The organism is Clostridium sp. E02 (assembly GCF_003833015.1).
GTDB lineage: Bacteria > Bacillota > Clostridia > Lachnospirales > Lachnospiraceae > Lacrimispora.
In genome coordinates, this window is sequence record NZ_RJLQ01000006.1 from 111,969 (window position 1) to 127,063 (window position 15,095).

The window sequence follows — 15,095 nt, forward strand, 5'->3', positions numbered from 1 at the left end:
TTTTTCTCCTTTATACGTCCTCTACTCTGTGATTTTTATGCTCTTAACCAGACTTAAAGCCCAATTTTTCTCTCCAGGCTTTCTGCATGTAATATTAATATTCATACGCTGGTCTTTATAAAGAACCTGAGCTGACACCCCATAATGCATCTCGCCATTCTTCTCTTCCGGTTCATAAAATGCCAACCTTGCCTTGGCTTTTTCTATATCAAAATCAAAAATCTCTTCTACCTTCCCCTGTTCAAACCAACGCTCCTTAAATTCTGCCTCGCGTCCTTCGAAAACTGCTGCATATATATAATAATCATGACCTCCATAATGAATCCCGTCATAATAATGATCCATGGTACGATCTGTTTCATCATAGAGGAAATTACCAGGTATCCCAAAGCTCATGTTACCAATCTTACGGTAAACCATATGCTTTCTGCAACCAATGTTCTCTTCTCCCTGTAAGGCAACTACCTCTTCCATAACCATAGGCGCATGTTCATGGAGAAAGCATAACTCTAAATAAGCTTTTTGGGGAAAAGGCATCTTAGCGTCCATCGTATAAGCCGTCTCAAGTAGTTCAATGATCCTACGATTGATATATAGATCCTGCATGCTTCGTTTGGAGGGCATAAAATAACAGGACTGGTTTAGAAGAACCAAAGCGCTATTTCGATAAAACCATGCATCGGTTTCCTGCTCGTTCCACACAAAAAAGTCCTTAGCAAATGCTACTGTCAATCCTGAATGAATCATACCGTTTAATTCTTTCCATGAATAAGAACGGATATGAGTGATCAGTTTTCCTTCCTGCTGAGCCGGTATATAAAAGACCGCAGGCCAACAAAACATGTATTCCCCGCTCTCCCCCCAACCAGATACCAGATCAATCAGGTTTACAAACCACTGGTAAAAATACTTTTGCCGCATCACTAAAAAATCCCGTTTTATAAAATAGCCGGTTCTATCCTCAACCTTTAGTTTTAATTTTTCATTTATGGCAAGTTTTTCAAGGAAGTCTATGACTGCTGCATGAAATCCAGGACCTGCAATGTTGGTCTGACTCTCCCCATGTAATTTTCGTTTGTTCCAGTTAAACCAGACATAACCTTCTGGGCATAACTGAACCAGAAAAAAGCCTTCAATCCTAAAACAGTGATATCCCAAATGCTTGGCAAGACTTTTAATCATTTGTTCTGCCGACTGTAAATTCCATGTGATTTTGGAAAACATTTTTTTCTTTGGCTCCAAAGAAAACCTGATTCTTATACTCATCTGAAACCCTTCCTAACATATCTTTCTCTATTCTATCGTATTTCTGTTAGAAATGGAAGCAGAAAACGAATTAGGACGAACAAATTTTCTCCAAATCATAACCACCCGTTGAACGGGTGGTTTGCTCTACCCCTATAAGGGGTTATTACCGACGTTGGAGCCTAAAGGCTCTTTGAAAAAAATCCACAGCCGCACAAACATTTATCTACTGAGCCCAACAGGGCTCATTTTATTTGCTTTGTTTTACCGGCTCACCCGTGAACGGGTCTATGTATTCTTTTAACGTCATTTGATCATATTCTAAATCTTCTTTTAATTGATTTAGAATATATTCTTGTATCTTCTTTGCATTCTTTCCCACTGTATCTACATAATATCCACGACACCAAAAATGTCTGTTTCCATATTTGTATTTCAAATTTGCATGTCTCTCAAATATCATAAGCGTACTCTTCCCTTTTAAATATCCCATAAAACTTGATACGCTGATATTTGGTGGTATTCTCACTAACATATGAACATGATCTGGACATATTTCTGCTTCTACTATTTCCACACCTTTTCGTTTACATAACATGCTTAGAACATTTGCTATATCCTGCTTTAATTCTCCGTACGCTACCTTTCTGCGATATTTTGGCGCAAAAACTATGTGATACTTACAATTCCATTTTGAATGTGATAAACTACTTATATCCATTTGGATAACCTCCTTTGATGTGCTTGTGTGGCTGCGAACCAACACTATTATATCACTGGAGGTTTTTTACCTGAAGCTAAAGCTGCTGTGGTCACACCTGCATAGCAGGTGGTTTATTAAAAGACTGCCATACAATTAAAAAGAGGACTCCTCCATGATATCTATGGAAAGCCCTCTTTTATGCAATCAATTACTTTATAAGCAATGATTTACCTGTCATTTCTTTTGGTTGTTCCATTCCCAACAGCTCGATTAAGGTAGGCGCAATGTCAGCAAGATTGCCACCCTCTCTCAATTTATAGGAAGGATCTGCATTGACTAAAACAAAAGGAACCGGATTCGTAGTATGGGCAGTAAATGGTTCTCCCGTCTTATAATCCAGGAGCTGTTCTGCATTTCCATGATCCGCACAGATAAATAACGTACCATTCACTTCCTTTATCGCATCCACTGTTTCACCTACACAGGAATCTACGGTTTCAATCGCCTTGATAGCCGCCTCTTCAATTCCAGTGTGTCCCACCATATCTGCATTTGCAAAGTTGATAATAATTACATCAAATTTGTCAGACTTAATTGCCGCCACCAACTTCTCACAAACAGCGGGGGCACTCATCTCTGGCTGCAGATCATAAGTTGCAACTTTCGGAGAGGAAACCAGAATCCGCTCTTCTCCCTGATTTGGTTCTTCCACACCACCATTGAAAAAAAATGTGACATGAGCATATTTTTCTGTTTCTGCAATTCTTGCCTGTGTTTTCTTGTTCTTTCCAAGAAATTCACCAAAGGTATTGGTAATTGTCTGTTTTTTAAATGCAACCAGTTTATTTTCAATGGTTTCATCATAATTGGTAAAGCAAACAAAAGTAAGGCTCAGGCGTTTTTCTCTCTCAAACCCAGAAAAATCATCATCACAGAAGGCTCTTGTCATCTCTCTTGCCCGATCTGGTCGGAAGTTAAAGAATATAACAGAATCTTCATCTTTTACAGTTGCTACTGGTTTTCCACCTTCCATAACTGCAAATGGCTCTACAAATTCATCAAATTTTTTCTGATCGTAGGATGCCTGAATTCCAGCGGAAGCTGAATCTGCATGATTGCCTTCTCCCTTAGTCAGAACATGATATGCACGTTCCACACGATCCCAACGGTTATCCCGGTCCATGGCATAGTAACGTCCGGAAACAGAAGCCACCTTTCCGACTCCGATCTCTTTCATCTTCGCTTCCAGTTTCTCTACAAACCCTTTTCCCGATGCGGGAGGAGTATCACGTCCATCTAAGAAGCAGTGAACATAGACATTCTTAAGTCCATTCATCTTAGCCAATTTAAGAAGTCCATAAATGTGTTCATTGTGACTGTGTACCCCACCATTCGATACCAGCCCCCACATATGAAGGTCTGAATTGTTCTTTTTGCAATTTTCCACTGCCTGTAAAAATTCTGGGATTTCAAAAAAGTCACCGTCTGCTATGGATTTTGTTATTCTGGTTAATTCCTGATATACGATACGTCCAGCGCCCATATTTAAATGACCAACTTCAGAGTTCCCCATCTGTCCATCCGGAAGGCCGACTGCCAGACCACTTGCGTTTCCCTTTACATAGGGACACTGACTCATAAGCTGATCCATAACCGGGGTTTTCGCTTCACAGACCGCATTATGTTCACAGTTATCATTTAATCCATAACCATCAAGTATCATTAATACAACAGGTTTTTTACTCATATTGAATTCTCCTTTTCCATGTACGTTCCTAGCTGTTATGATTGTAATTAAAACGGATAAAAAGCTGCCGATCCCGTTACAATCTATCAGGATGCAGCAGCTCCTATTCACTTATTTTTTGTAATTTACAATATCACCGAAATCTGGTTTCAAGGAAGCGCCTCCAACAAGTCCACCATCAATATCTGGCTGAGCAAATAATTCTGGTGCGCTTTTTGCAGATACGGATCCACCATACTGGATACGGATTGCTTCTGCGGTTACTTTGTCATAGATCTCTGCAATACAGTCGCGAATGGCTTTGCAAACTTCTTGTGCCTGTTCGGTCGTAGCAACCTTTCCAGTTCCGATGGCCCAGATGGGTTCATAAGCAATCACAGCTTTTTTTGCATTCTCTGCTGGAATTTGCTGGAATGCAATTTTTATCTGTTGACGAATCCAATCAAGGGTAATCCCCTGTTCTCTCTGCGTTAGAGATTCGCCACAGCAGACGATAGGAGTCATTCCATATTCAAAGGCTTTTCGCACTTTCTTATTCACAATTTCATTTGTTTCTGCAAAGTACTCTCTGCGTTCGGAATGACCGATTACCACATAGGATACCCCTGCGTCCTTTAACATAGCTGGTGAGATCTCACCTGTATAAGCACCTTTGTCTTCATAGTACATATTTTCAGCACCAATATTTATATTAGAGCCCTTAGCCGCTTCTACCGCTGGTATGATATCAATGGCTGGAACACAGAACACCACATCTACGTCATCGTTCACTACGAGTGGCTTTAAAGTATTTACTAGTCCTACCGCTTCGGTAGGTGTCATATTCATCTTCCAGTTTCCTGCAATAATTTTTTTTCTTGACATTAGATTCCCCTCTTATTCCATTATTTGTTATCAGCTGCCGCAACACCTGGAAGTTCTTTTCCTTCTAGGAATTCAAGAGAAGCACCGCCGCCAGTGGAAATATGGGTCATCTTATCTGCAAATCCTAGTCTCTTCACTGCATTAACAGAATCTCCGCCACCGATTACGGTAGTCGCATCACTAAGTTCTGCAACGGAACGGCAAATCTCTAATGTACCTTCTGCAAAGTTGGAAAATTCAAAAACACCCATCGGTCCATTCCATACAACTGTTTTGGCACTCTTTAAAGCATCTTTGAATGCTTCGATGGATTTAGGACCAATATCAAATCCGGACCATCCAGCATCAATAGAGGTAACTACTTTTCTGTCGGTATCATTCGAGAATTCTTTCCCCTCTACGTTATCCAATGGAAGAAGAAGTTTAACTCCTTTTTCATCTGCTTTTTTGATCATTTCTAAAGCATAGTCAAGTTTATCTTCTTCACACAAAGAATTTCCAATTTCTTTTCCCTGCGCTTTGGCAAAGGTATAAGCCATACCACCACCAATAATTAAAGTATCTACTTTGTCAAGTAGGTTGTTGATCACGTTGATTTTGTCAGATACTTTTGCACCACCCAGAATAGCCACAAAAGGACGCACTGGATTCTCAACCGCCTGACCTAAGAATTTAATCTCTTTTTCCATCAAATATCCAACTACATTGGTCGTAGTATATTTGGTAACTCCTACATTCGAACAATGGGCTCTATGAGCAGTACCAAATGCGTCGTTTACAAAAATACCGTCGCATAGAGATGCCAGTTCTTTTGCATAAGCATCTGCATTGTCATCTTTTCCGTATTTTGTCTCTTCCGCTCTGTAACGTGTATTCTGCAGAAGCAGAACTTCTCCATCCTTTAATTCAGCTGCTACCTTCTGTGTCTCTGATCCGGTTACTTTTGGATCATTTACAAACTTAACTTCAACGCCAAGCCGTTCACTTAAAGCCGGAGCAACTGGTTCCATGGACAGTTCAGGAAGTGGCTCTCCCTTTGGTTTCCCAAGATGAGAACATAAAATAACCTTTGCGCCCTGTTCTAATAACTTTTTAATAGTTGGAATCGCTCCGTCAATCCGGTTAAAATTCTGGATCACTCCATCTTTTAATGGTACATTAAAATCACATCTTACTAAGATTTTTTTGCCTTGTAATCCAGTCAAATCATCGATTGTTTTCTTATTAAGCATTGGTTTTATGCCCCTTTCAGAATATATTTAGAATGAAACAACGAAAAAAAGAATCTTTTGGAACGATTCAATTTTCGAAGCTCTGTTTTTAGAATCAAAAAAAATACAGGGTCCGGTCCATAACGACCGGACCCTGGGTGGATCATTAGCCTAATTCAGCAAAGTACTTGATTGTACGAACCATCTGGCTTGTATAAGAATTTTCGTTGTCATACCAGGAAACTACCTGAACCTGATATAAATCATCGCCGACCTTAGATACCAAAGTCTGATTCGCATCAAATAAAGAACCGAATCTCATACCGATAACATCGGAAGAAACGATAGGATCGGTATTGTAGCCAAAGGACTCACTTGAAGCTGCTTTCATTGCTTCGTTAATTCCTTCTACTGTCAGATCTTTTCCCTTAACAACTGCTACTAAGATGGTTGTAGAGCCTGTAGGAACCGGTACACGCTGTGCGGAACCAATTAATTTACCGTTTAACTCTGGAATTACAAGTCCGATTGCTTTTGCAGCACCGGTAGAGTTTGGAACGATATTAGCAGCTCCTGCTCTTGCTCTTCTTAAATCACCTTTTCTGTGAGGTCCATCAAGGATCATCTGATCTCCTGTGTAAGCATGAATTGTGCTCATGATACCAGACTGAATTGGTGCTAAGTCATTCAATGTTTTAGCCATAGGAGCTAAACAGTTGGTTGTACAAGAAGCAGCTGAGATGATCTTATCTTCTGCTTTTAATTCTTTTTCGTTTACGCTGTAAACGATGGTAGGAAGGTCGTTGCCTGCCGGAGCAGAGATAACAACTTTCTTCGCACCTGCATCAATATGAGCCTGAGATTTTTCCTTAGAGCAATAGAAGCCAGTACATTCAAGTACTACATCTACACCAACCTCGCTCCATGGAAGATCTGCAGCATTCTTTTCTGCATAGATCTTGATATTCTTACCATCTACTGTAATTGAATCTGCTCCAGCTTCCACTGTGTGAAGATTCTGACCATAGTGTCCAGCATATCCTCCCTGTGCAGTATCATATTTTAATAAATGTGCTAACATCTTGGGATCAGTTAAATCATTGATTGCTACTACATCATAGCCTTCTGCCCCAAACATCTGTCTGAATGCAAGACGGCCAATACGTCCAAAACCATTAATCGCTACTTTTACTGCCATAATTCAATTCCTCCTAAGAATAAAATTAATTTGATTGTTAAATTTTAATCAACTACTATTTATTCTACCTAAGTTTCCAATAAATAGCAAGTCCTTTTTTGAATTTTGTCATTTGTTGTCTTTCCTTTTACATTTCATCCTTCACATAACCAGCCAGATTATAAGCGTGATCCGAGATCCGTTCTAGATTGCTAATCAGGTCTAAAAACACCACACCAGCAGAAGAATCACATTCTCCGGTAGAGAGACGATCGATGTGTTTCTCCCGCAACTCCTCTTCGAGGGAATCAACCTCATCTTCATACTGGCTCACTTTTCTGGCCTCATCCATATCCCCTTTTCTTCTTGCCTCAACCGAATGGTAAAAGGATTGGAGCGATGCTTTACTAATAATAGATAGATCTAAGATCCCTGTTTCTGAAAAGTTCACGTCATGATTTACCATGTATTCTGCCTGTTCTGCCAGATTTTCTGCATGATCTCCTACACGTTCCATATCATTAATGCTGTAAAATAAATTGTTTACGGTTATCTTTTGTTCTTCTGTTAACGATAAATTGTTAATTTTAACCAGATATTCGGTCAGCATTCTTTCCATATTATTGATTGTCTGCTCCGTTTTATACACTTCTTTCGCTAATTCAATATTTTTATCCAAAACTGCATCGATGGCACGTTTTACATTATCCATTGTAATCTGTCCCATATGTACCACTTCCATGGAAGCAGTCTCTACAGCAAAGGCAGGCGATTCAAAAATTCTTTCATCCAGACGTTTCAAGGTTACTGCTTCCTGATTCTTTAAAAGTTCTTTCTCCTCTGCTTCTCCATCTGGTACAATCACTCCAGACAGTTTTACCAATTGTTTCGCAAATGGAAATAAAAGACAGGTATTTGATATATTAAAAATAGTATGAAACACGGAAATCTGAACGGGTGTAATCGAATGAGGAGCAAGTTTTGGTAGAATCATAAAAACAATGAAAGACAATACTCCAAATAACAATGATCCAATGATATTAAAGGACAGATGAATGACAGCCGCCCGTTTTGCTGTACGGGAACCACCAATACTAGAAATCATAGCGGTTACACAGGAACCGATGTTTTGTCCTAACGTTATATAAATCGCAGCATTTGTGGTAACTACTCCATTCAAAGCAAGGGTCTGTAAAATCCCAACGGAAGCGGAAGAACTTTGCAACAGCGCCGTAACGAGAGCACCGACTAGCATCCCAAGGAGTGGGGTGTTTCCAAGCATACGAAACGCCTCCGAAAAAAATGGTGCTTTCGTATAGGGCGAAACTGCTCCTGACATAAAATCAAGTCCGACAAATAACATTCCAAGCCCAACCAGAATTTCACCTGCAGTCTTATAGGTTTGCTTTTTTGCAAAAAGCAAAAGAATGGCTCCGATCCCGATAACCAAAGGAGCAAAAAATGATGGTTGGAAGATGGAAAATGCATCTCCAAGCTGATTCATTGATACAATCCATGCAGTAATGGTGGTTCCAATGTTTGCTCCCATAATAACGCCTACTGCCTGAGTTAAATTTAAGACTCCTGCACTTACAAAGCCAACCACCATTACCGTAGTTGCTCCGCTGCTTTGAATAATTGCCGTAATTAGCGCTCCCAGTAGAACTGCCATAATACGATTATTCGTAAGCATTCCTAGAAACTGGCTCATACGGCTTCCTGCACCTTTTTGCATGCCGTCTGCCATAAGATTCATTCCATATAGGAACATTCCCAGGCCTCCGATAAATCCAAACAGACTTGATATGTCATTTACAGACATCCGTTACCTCCTTGTAACCACAATATGTATTTTAATTTACGTACAGCTTCTCTTCAATGAAAAACCATACCGTTTAAAATAATAGCATAGTCAGAATTGATTTATCAATGATTTTTATAATTATTGTAAAGTTTTGGTGAATTTTAGGTAAAACACACGAATCACTGGATTGCAATTCTTCTTATGATTGATTATAATGAATGTAATTTTAGAGAGGAGAATTAAATGCTTTCAGACTATCATTTCCATACAAGCTTTTCAGGCGACTCCGATACTCCCATTCGAGATCAATTAGAGCAGGGGATTTTATTGGGCATGAAATCCGTATGTGTTACAGATCATCACGATTACGATATGAGTTCGGATTTGGACTTTACCCTTGATTTAGACCAATACTTTCAAACGATGAATGCGATAAAAGAAGAATATAAGTCTCGGATCGACCTGCGAATCGGGATTGAACTTGGCCTGCAGCCACATCTTAAAACTTATTTTGAAACACTGATAAAAACCTATCCGTTTGACTTCATATTAGGGTCTACTCATTCGATTCATAAAATAGATGTTGTCTCTTCCGATTTTTTCGAAGGCAGATCAGAAGAAGAAGCATATCTTGAGTATTTTAAGGCTACACTGGATAATGTAAAAAAACTTAATACTTATGATGTGGCTGGCCACATTGACTATATTGTGCGTTACGGTCCGACAAAGACAGCCTGCTATCACTATGATGCATTCCGGGAAACCCTTGATGCGATCTTGATGGCTATTATCAGGCATGGCAAAGGAATTGAATGTAACACAGCTGGATACCGGAAAGGAATTCATCAACCAAATCCCTCTAAAGAAATTCTAGTTCGTTACAGGGAATTAGGCGGAGAAATCATAACCATTGGTTCCGATGCCCATACCCCAAGAGATCTGGGTTCTGATTTTTTGAGAGCTAAGGATCTGCTATTAGAATGTGGGTTTTCTTATTACGCAGAATTTCGAAATAGAAAACCGGAATTTAAACCATTGATATAGTATTTAAAAAACAATTTGACATCGGAGAATAAATATGAATGTATTTGACATCATAGGACCTATTATGATCGGTCCTTCTAGTTCCCATACTGCTGGTGCAGCACGTATCGGAAAAACAGCTGCCCTTTTGCTAGGAGCACCTGTAAAAAAAGCGGACATTTTGTTTCACGGTTCCTTTGCTAAAACCTATAAAGGCCATGGAACTGACAAAGCCATTGTTGGCGGAATCTTAACCTTGGATCCATGGGACCCTGGAATCCGCACAAGTCTTGATACAGCGAAAGATATGGGCATTGAGCTTAAGATTCACACCGGTATATTAGAAAATGCTCATCCCAACTCAGCTCTCGTCACACTCACAGCAGAAAATGGAACAACCCTTTCCGTTCAGGGAGCTTCTGTAGGGGGAGGAAATATTGTCATAAATCGAATCAACGATATGGAGGTTGATTTTAATGGGCAAAACACCACTTTGATCGTTATGCATCAAGATCTCCCTGGTGTGATTGCCAAGGTTACAAATCTGGTCGCTGAAAACAAATCCAATATCTGTAATTTTCGATTAAACAGACAGGAAAAGGGGGGACTTGCGATTATGACCATTGAAATGGATTCTGATTTCGATCTATCCCTGGTATCCAAAATTCGGGTTTTGCCTCATGTCTATAACACCATACTTTTAAAATTAAGATGATTGGAGAAACTAATGAGATTAAAATTTCGTTCCATTCAGGAACTAGTAGAGGCCGCTGAAGCTGCCGATCAAAAAATATCTGAAATAGTTCTAAATCAACAGGCTGAAGATATGGAAACTACAACAGAAGACGTTTATCACACAATGGAAAAAAGCTTTGACGTAATGAAAGAGGCTGTTAAAAATGGAATGGATGAAACCCTTCGCTCCCCCAGCGGACTATCCGGAGGTGCCGCTGCTAAGTTGAAATATGCGGTAGACAAAGGTCAAAACCACTATGGACATCTCTTTGGAAATGCCATTAGTATGGCCTTAGCAGTCGCTGAATTTAATTCCTGTATGGGGCAGATCGTTGCCGCACCCACTGCAGGTTCCTGCGGGGTTATTCCCGCAGCACTTATCTCTGTTATGGAAGAATATAAGATTCCGAAGCGAGATATTGTAATGTCACTTTTTACCGCCTCTGCCATCGGTATGGTCATTGCAACGTGTGCCAGCATTTCTGGAGCTGAGGGTGGATGCCAGGCAGAAGTAGGGTCCGCTTCTGCGATGGCCGCAGGATCCCTGACAGAGCTGTTTTTGGGTACTCCCCAGATGGTATCCGACAGTTGTGCCATCGCCTTAAAAAACACCTTAGGACTGGTCTGTGATCCAGTTGCCGGATTGGTGGAAGTGCCCTGCATCAAACGCAATGCAATGGGAGTTACAAACGCCTTCACCGCTTCCGAGCTTGCTTGTGCAGGCATCCAAAGTGCCATACCGGCAGACGAAGTCATTCTCGCCATGAAACAGGTGGGACAGCAGATGTCCTCTTCCCTGAAAGAAACTGCAGAAGGGGGACTTGCTGCAACGAAAACCGGTTGTCGTTTATGCCATCAAATATTCGGATCGGAAACGAACACCTGATTCTAAAATAAGGACCCTTATTATTTTCTTTCTTTCATTTTAGATATAGCGTATTGATAACAATTATTTTTTTGCCCTTTTAGTACACGGTTTGTCAATACAAATCCATGAGTGGAATCAGAAAATATGAGAATCATCGTAGGTCTTTTTACAATTCGTTTTACATGATTCCATAAAATCATATGACTTTCTGATCCACTTTTTATGTGGATTCCGGCCTCATTAAATCCGATCTGAGTGTCTTGCCGAATTCCAGACACTACTTTTTTAGCCCTCCAATAAATAACAAGAGGTTGAATGACTGGAAACAAAAAGACGCCAAGCAGGACCAATATTTTAAATATACCCCCTGACAAGTCCCATCTGACATAAGCCAGCATAATCATTGCCACTGTAAAAATCCCGTTGCACATTCCAGCCATGGAACTGTAAATAGAATACATGGATAACTGCCAGATATCTTTTCCCGTATTGCGGTAAGTGTATTCATATTGCATAAGATTTCCCCCTTCTGCTTTAAATATAGAGAATCAGGCATCAAATTTCAATGCCTGATCCCACATCTGTTTATTTCGTTCTGTAAATCAATCACTTTCTTAAACAATCACAATTCTATTTTGCCATCAATGATGGAAGCCACATACTAGTAGCCGGAACAAATGTGATCAGCAAAAGTGTAACAATCATACATATATAGAAAGGAAATGCTGCTTTTACCACTTTTTCCATAGGGATCTTTGCAACTGCAGAGCCGATGAACAGTACGGCTCCAACTGGAGGCGTCAAAAGTCCAATACCACAGTTAAGTATCATTATAATACCAAACTGTATCGGGTCAATCCCGATTGAGGTCGCAATCGGAAGCAAAATTGGAGTTGCAATCAAAATAATTGGCGACATATCCATAATGCATCCTAGAACTAAAAGAATTAAATTTAAAAGCAGTGCCAAAAGTATCGGGTTGGATGTGATCCCTGTAATTGTACTTGCCGCTAGTTCTGGTACATGCAGGGTCGTCAGACAATAACCAAATACATTGGATGTTGCGATCAGGATTAATACAATTGCGAGTGTATTCACGCAATCTTCCATAACCTTCCAGACCCCTTTCCAGTCTAATCCTCTGTAGATAAAAACGCTGACAAGAAGACTGTAAATGACAGCGATGGCAGCAGATTCGGTAGCCGTAAAGACACCACCCACTACGCCAAATACAACAATCAAAACGGCGGCCAGAGCCCAGAATGAAACAGCAAGCTGTTTGATCAGATTGATCACACTAAATTTTTCTCCCTTGGGATAATTGCGTTTCACTGAGATAATGTAAGACCCAATCATGAGAGAAACTGCCAGGATCGCACCAGGAACATATCCTGCAAGAAACAGGCTCCCAACGGAGATCCCTCCAGCGGTCGTTGCATAAATAACCATATTATGACTTGGAGGGACTAAAAGGCCTTCACAGGAAGACGTTACGGTTATTGCCGTCGAAAAATCATCATCATAGCCCTGATCCACCATCATGGGAATAAGAATGGAACCCAGAGAGGCCGTATCTGCTGCTGCAGAGCCAGAAATTCCTCCAAAAAAATAGGACGCTACGATATTAACCATGGCCATCCCACCCCTCATCCAGCCTACGCATGCATTGGCAAGGGCTATGAGTTTTTGAGAGATTCCACCAGATCCCATTAAGACTCCCATTGTTATAAAGAATGGAACTGCCATAAGACTAAAAGAACTAATCCCTTTTACCATCTGCTGACAAATAATCGTAAGGGGTTTTCCTTGTGCCAGCAAGCAGAATACGGCGGAAAGAGCAACTGCATAGGCAATGGGAAACCGGAGAAGCACCATTAAAAAAAAGCTTGCAAGTAAAACCATAATTGCTAGATTGGCACTCATTATCAAATTTCCTCCTTTGTAAAAAAGCCTTTTATATGGCGATAGATTGCTTCTGTCTCAAAAATAAGCATCGCCAAGCCTGCCAGTGGAACGGGAAGATACATCCAGAATCTAGAAAGAGAAGGCATACTGGTATAAAATCCTTTCGCTCCAATTCCAGTTGCATACCTCCAACCTACAGTTAGCATAATAAAAGCAAGTACAAAAATTGCCAGATCAGCAATTAAGTCTAGTCCTTTTAGTAATTTTTTAGGCAAATAAGCATCAAAAGCCGTCATTCGAATATGAGATCCCTTTCGGATTGCAAGGGCTGCTGACAATACCGCCATATAAGACATAAAAGTCAATATAACCTCCTCGCTCCATGCAGGATCGGGGATAAATGGTATATAACGGCCTGCAACTGACATGGTAGTGATCAAAACATCACCAATCAAAAGTATCTTACACAGTAATAATACAAATTGATACGTTTTGTCATAAGCCGGTTTTAATCGATCAATTTCCGAAAATAGTTTAGGCATAGAAATCCCCTTTCTAAAGAACAAGGCACAGAAGGCTAAGGCTTCTGTGCCCTTCTTATCAAAACTGATTATTTCATATCAAGAATTTTTTGATATAATTCTGCATTTTCTTTTGTGTTTTCAGCAATGACATCTTTACAAGCGTCCTGCCATTTCGTTATATCGGTTACTTCTGTGACCTTAACTCCATTGGCTTTTAAATCTTCTAACACCTTATTTTCTTCTTCTTCGGATGCCTTTTTGTTAAAATCAGAAGCATACTGAGCCGCTTCGGTCATTGCCTTTTGCTGACTACCGGAAAGTTTATCCCATGCTTCATCTGTAACAATTACTTCAATTGCACCTAAGGTATGACCATCTAAGATCAAATTAGGAGCAACTTCTTGGAACGCATTGCCTTTATAGTTAGCAATTGGCTGTTCTGCTGCATCTACAACTCCAGTTTGAAGAGCAGAATAAAGCTCATTCATGCTTACGACAGTCGGATTCGCACCTAGAGCGCTCACCATGCCAGTCATAACTGGATCACTGGATACGCGAATCTTTAATCCTTTTAAATCTTCCATACTATTGATCGGTGTCTTTGAAAAGAAATGACGAAATCCCTCTTCTCCATAAAATAATCCTCTTACACCAAGTCCGATATCATGCGGTTCCATAAGGAATTCAGGAGAAAGGTCACTGTTTACAAATTTCCAGTAATGATCACGACCTGCAAACGTATAGGGAATGGATAACAGTTTCGACTTATTCGCACCATAGCTAGTCAGTGCAAATGCAGAAATACGAGACATATCGATGGTTCCACCTCCGCCAAGCATCGTATCAAGAACATCATTTTCAGCGCCCAAAACTCCACTTGCCTGTATATCAATCTGTATGGATCCTCCAGAGAGTTCTTCCACCTTTTCTTTAAATGCCTGGTCGGTCTTTCCTACAATGGTATCCAATGGATTCACTTCCGCAAACACTAAGGTTACTGCTTCATCAGATGAAGAATCTGCTTTGGCTTCCTCTTCGCTTGTTGATTCAGAAACTGCTGCCGTAGTATTTGTGTCTTTTGTCTCTGCATTCTTGCCAGAACCCCCACAGGCGGTCAGAGATACTGCTGCAATTGCAGCAAGAATCAGTGCATTCAATCCTCTTTTTTTCATGTTATAACCCTCCTCTAAATTTCGTTGACTGTAGAAATATTTTATCTTTATATTCCCCAACAGAGACAATTTTAGCACAAAAAAATAGACATAACTACGGTAATATTTTGCGAATCC

The 15,095-nt window shown here is 40.2% G+C and carries 14 protein-coding genes; 3 read left to right on the plus strand and 11 right to left on the minus strand.

Translation table 11 applies throughout. The annotated features are described in order from the left end of the window. Positions 1-21: 21 nt before the first annotated feature. The 7 genes from EFT72_RS05995 to EFT72_RS06025 form a co-directional block, all read right to left on the minus strand. Positions 22-1,266, minus strand: a complete 1,245-nt coding sequence (locus EFT72_RS05995; protein WP_124066006.1) for a hypothetical protein — start codon at positions 1,264-1,266, stop codon at positions 22-24. A 229-nt stretch (positions 1,267-1,495) separates the two neighbouring features. Beyond that, positions 1,496-1,966 carry an IS200/IS605 family transposase gene (gene tnpA, locus EFT72_RS06000; protein ID WP_124065644.1) on the minus strand — a complete coding sequence of 157 codons (471 nt, stop codon included), beginning with the start codon at positions 1,964-1,966 and terminating at the stop codon, positions 1,496-1,498. A 190-nt stretch (positions 1,967-2,156) separates the two neighbouring features. Next, on the minus strand, positions 2,157-3,695 hold the full coding sequence (gpmI, locus tag EFT72_RS06005; protein ID WP_124066007.1) for a 2,3-bisphosphoglycerate-independent phosphoglycerate mutase: 1,539 nt from the start codon (positions 3,693-3,695) through the stop codon (positions 2,157-2,159). Between the two features lie 111 nt (positions 3,696-3,806). After that, positions 3,807-4,559 carry a triose-phosphate isomerase gene (gene tpiA, locus EFT72_RS06010; RefSeq protein WP_124066008.1) on the minus strand — a complete coding sequence of 251 codons (753 nt, stop codon included), beginning with the start codon at positions 4,557-4,559 and terminating at the stop codon, positions 3,807-3,809. Between the two features lie 20 nt (positions 4,560-4,579). Beyond that, the gene (locus tag EFT72_RS06015; RefSeq protein ID WP_124066009.1) at positions 4,580-5,791 is read right to left on the minus strand and encodes a phosphoglycerate kinase; all 1,212 of its coding nucleotides are present in this window, start codon (positions 5,789-5,791) and stop codon (positions 4,580-4,582) included. Positions 5,792-5,936: 145 nt separating this feature from the next. Then, positions 5,937-6,968 (minus strand): type I glyceraldehyde-3-phosphate dehydrogenase, encoded by a 1,032-nt coding sequence (gene gap / locus EFT72_RS06020; RefSeq protein WP_124066010.1) that lies wholly within the window; start codon positions 6,966-6,968, stop codon positions 5,937-5,939. 127 nt (positions 6,969-7,095) lie between these two features. Then, on the minus strand, positions 7,096-8,769 hold the full coding sequence (locus EFT72_RS06025; RefSeq protein ID WP_124066011.1) for a Na/Pi cotransporter family protein: 1,674 nt from the start codon (positions 8,767-8,769) through the stop codon (positions 7,096-7,098). A gap of 225 nt (positions 8,770-8,994) precedes the next feature. Between EFT72_RS06025 and EFT72_RS06030 the strand changes: the two genes are divergently transcribed. The 3 genes from EFT72_RS06030 to sdaAA are packed head-to-tail and all read left to right on the plus strand — an operon-like array spanning position 8,995 to position 11,395. After that, a complete protein-coding gene (locus EFT72_RS06030) occupies positions 8,995-9,795 on the plus strand; it encodes a histidinol-phosphatase HisJ family protein (protein ID WP_124066012.1) in 801 nt (266 codons plus the stop codon). A gap of 34 nt (positions 9,796-9,829) precedes the next feature. Beyond that, the gene (gene sdaAB / locus EFT72_RS06035; protein ID WP_124066013.1) at positions 9,830-10,489 is read left to right on the plus strand and encodes an L-serine ammonia-lyase, iron-sulfur-dependent subunit beta; all 660 of its coding nucleotides are present in this window, start codon (positions 9,830-9,832) and stop codon (positions 10,487-10,489) included. 12 nt (positions 10,490-10,501) lie between these two features. Then, complete coding sequence (sdaAA, locus tag EFT72_RS06040; RefSeq protein WP_124066014.1) at positions 10,502-11,395, plus strand: L-serine ammonia-lyase, iron-sulfur-dependent, subunit alpha; 894 nt, start codon at positions 10,502-10,504, stop codon at positions 11,393-11,395. A gap of 20 nt (positions 11,396-11,415) precedes the next feature. On the opposite strand, the gene EFT72_RS06045 is transcribed toward sdaAA, so the two are convergent. From EFT72_RS06045 to EFT72_RS06060, 4 genes are all read right to left on the minus strand, one after another. Continuing rightward, a complete protein-coding gene (locus tag EFT72_RS06045) occupies positions 11,416-11,892 on the minus strand; it encodes a YcxB family protein (protein ID WP_124066015.1) in 477 nt (158 codons plus the stop codon). Positions 11,893-12,007: 115 nt separating this feature from the next. Continuing rightward, the gene (locus tag EFT72_RS06050) at positions 12,008-13,300 is read right to left on the minus strand and encodes a TRAP transporter large permease (protein ID WP_124066016.1); all 1,293 of its coding nucleotides are present in this window, start codon (positions 13,298-13,300) and stop codon (positions 12,008-12,010) included. A gap of 2 nt (positions 13,301-13,302) precedes the next feature. After that, entirely contained in the window at positions 13,303-13,824 is a 522-nt protein-coding gene (locus EFT72_RS06055) for a TRAP transporter small permease (RefSeq protein WP_124066017.1), read from the minus strand. A gap of 68 nt (positions 13,825-13,892) precedes the next feature. Beyond that, positions 13,893-14,978, minus strand: a complete 1,086-nt coding sequence (locus EFT72_RS06060) for a TRAP transporter substrate-binding protein (RefSeq protein WP_124066018.1) — start codon at positions 14,976-14,978, stop codon at positions 13,893-13,895. Positions 14,979-15,095 lie beyond the last annotated feature (117 nt).

Excerpts from the sequence above, each read along its gene's own strand:
- EFT72_RS06050 (WP_124066016.1), bottom strand. The coding sequence starts at position 13,300 with ATGAGTGCCAATCTAGCAATTATGGTTTTACTTGCAAGCTTTTTTTTA.
- EFT72_RS06055 (WP_124066017.1), bottom strand. The coding sequence starts at position 13,824 with ATGCCTAAACTATTTTCGGAAATTGATCGATTAAAACCGGCTTATGAC.
- EFT72_RS06015 (WP_124066009.1), bottom strand. The coding sequence starts at position 5,791 with ATGCTTAATAAGAAAACAATCGATGATTTGACTGGATTACAAGGCAAA.
- tnpA (WP_124065644.1), bottom strand. The coding sequence starts at position 1,966 with ATGGATATAAGTAGTTTATCACATTCAAAATGGAATTGTAAGTATCAC.
- EFT72_RS06025 (WP_124066011.1), bottom strand. The coding sequence starts at position 8,769 with ATGTCTGTAAATGACATATCAAGTCTGTTTGGATTTATCGGAGGCCTG.
- sdaAB (WP_124066013.1), top strand. The coding sequence starts at position 9,830 with ATGAATGTATTTGACATCATAGGACCTATTATGATCGGTCCTTCTAGT.
- gpmI (WP_124066007.1), bottom strand. The coding sequence starts at position 3,695 with ATGAGTAAAAAACCTGTTGTATTAATGATACTTGATGGTTATGGATTA.
- EFT72_RS05995 (WP_124066006.1), bottom strand. The coding sequence starts at position 1,266 with ATGAGTATAAGAATCAGGTTTTCTTTGGAGCCAAAGAAAAAAATGTTT.
- tpiA (WP_124066008.1), bottom strand. The coding sequence starts at position 4,559 with ATGTCAAGAAAAAAAATTATTGCAGGAAACTGGAAGATGAATATGACA.
- EFT72_RS06030 (WP_124066012.1), top strand. The coding sequence starts at position 8,995 with ATGCTTTCAGACTATCATTTCCATACAAGCTTTTCAGGCGACTCCGAT.
- sdaAA (WP_124066014.1), top strand. The coding sequence starts at position 10,502 with ATGAGATTAAAATTTCGTTCCATTCAGGAACTAGTAGAGGCCGCTGAA.
- gap (WP_124066010.1), bottom strand. The coding sequence starts at position 6,968 with ATGGCAGTAAAAGTAGCGATTAATGGTTTTGGACGTATTGGCCGTCTT.
- EFT72_RS06060 (WP_124066018.1), bottom strand. The coding sequence starts at position 14,978 with ATGAAAAAAAGAGGATTGAATGCACTGATTCTTGCTGCAATTGCAGCA.
- EFT72_RS06045 (WP_124066015.1), bottom strand. The coding sequence starts at position 11,892 with ATGCAATATGAATACACTTACCGCAATACGGGAAAAGATATCTGGCAG.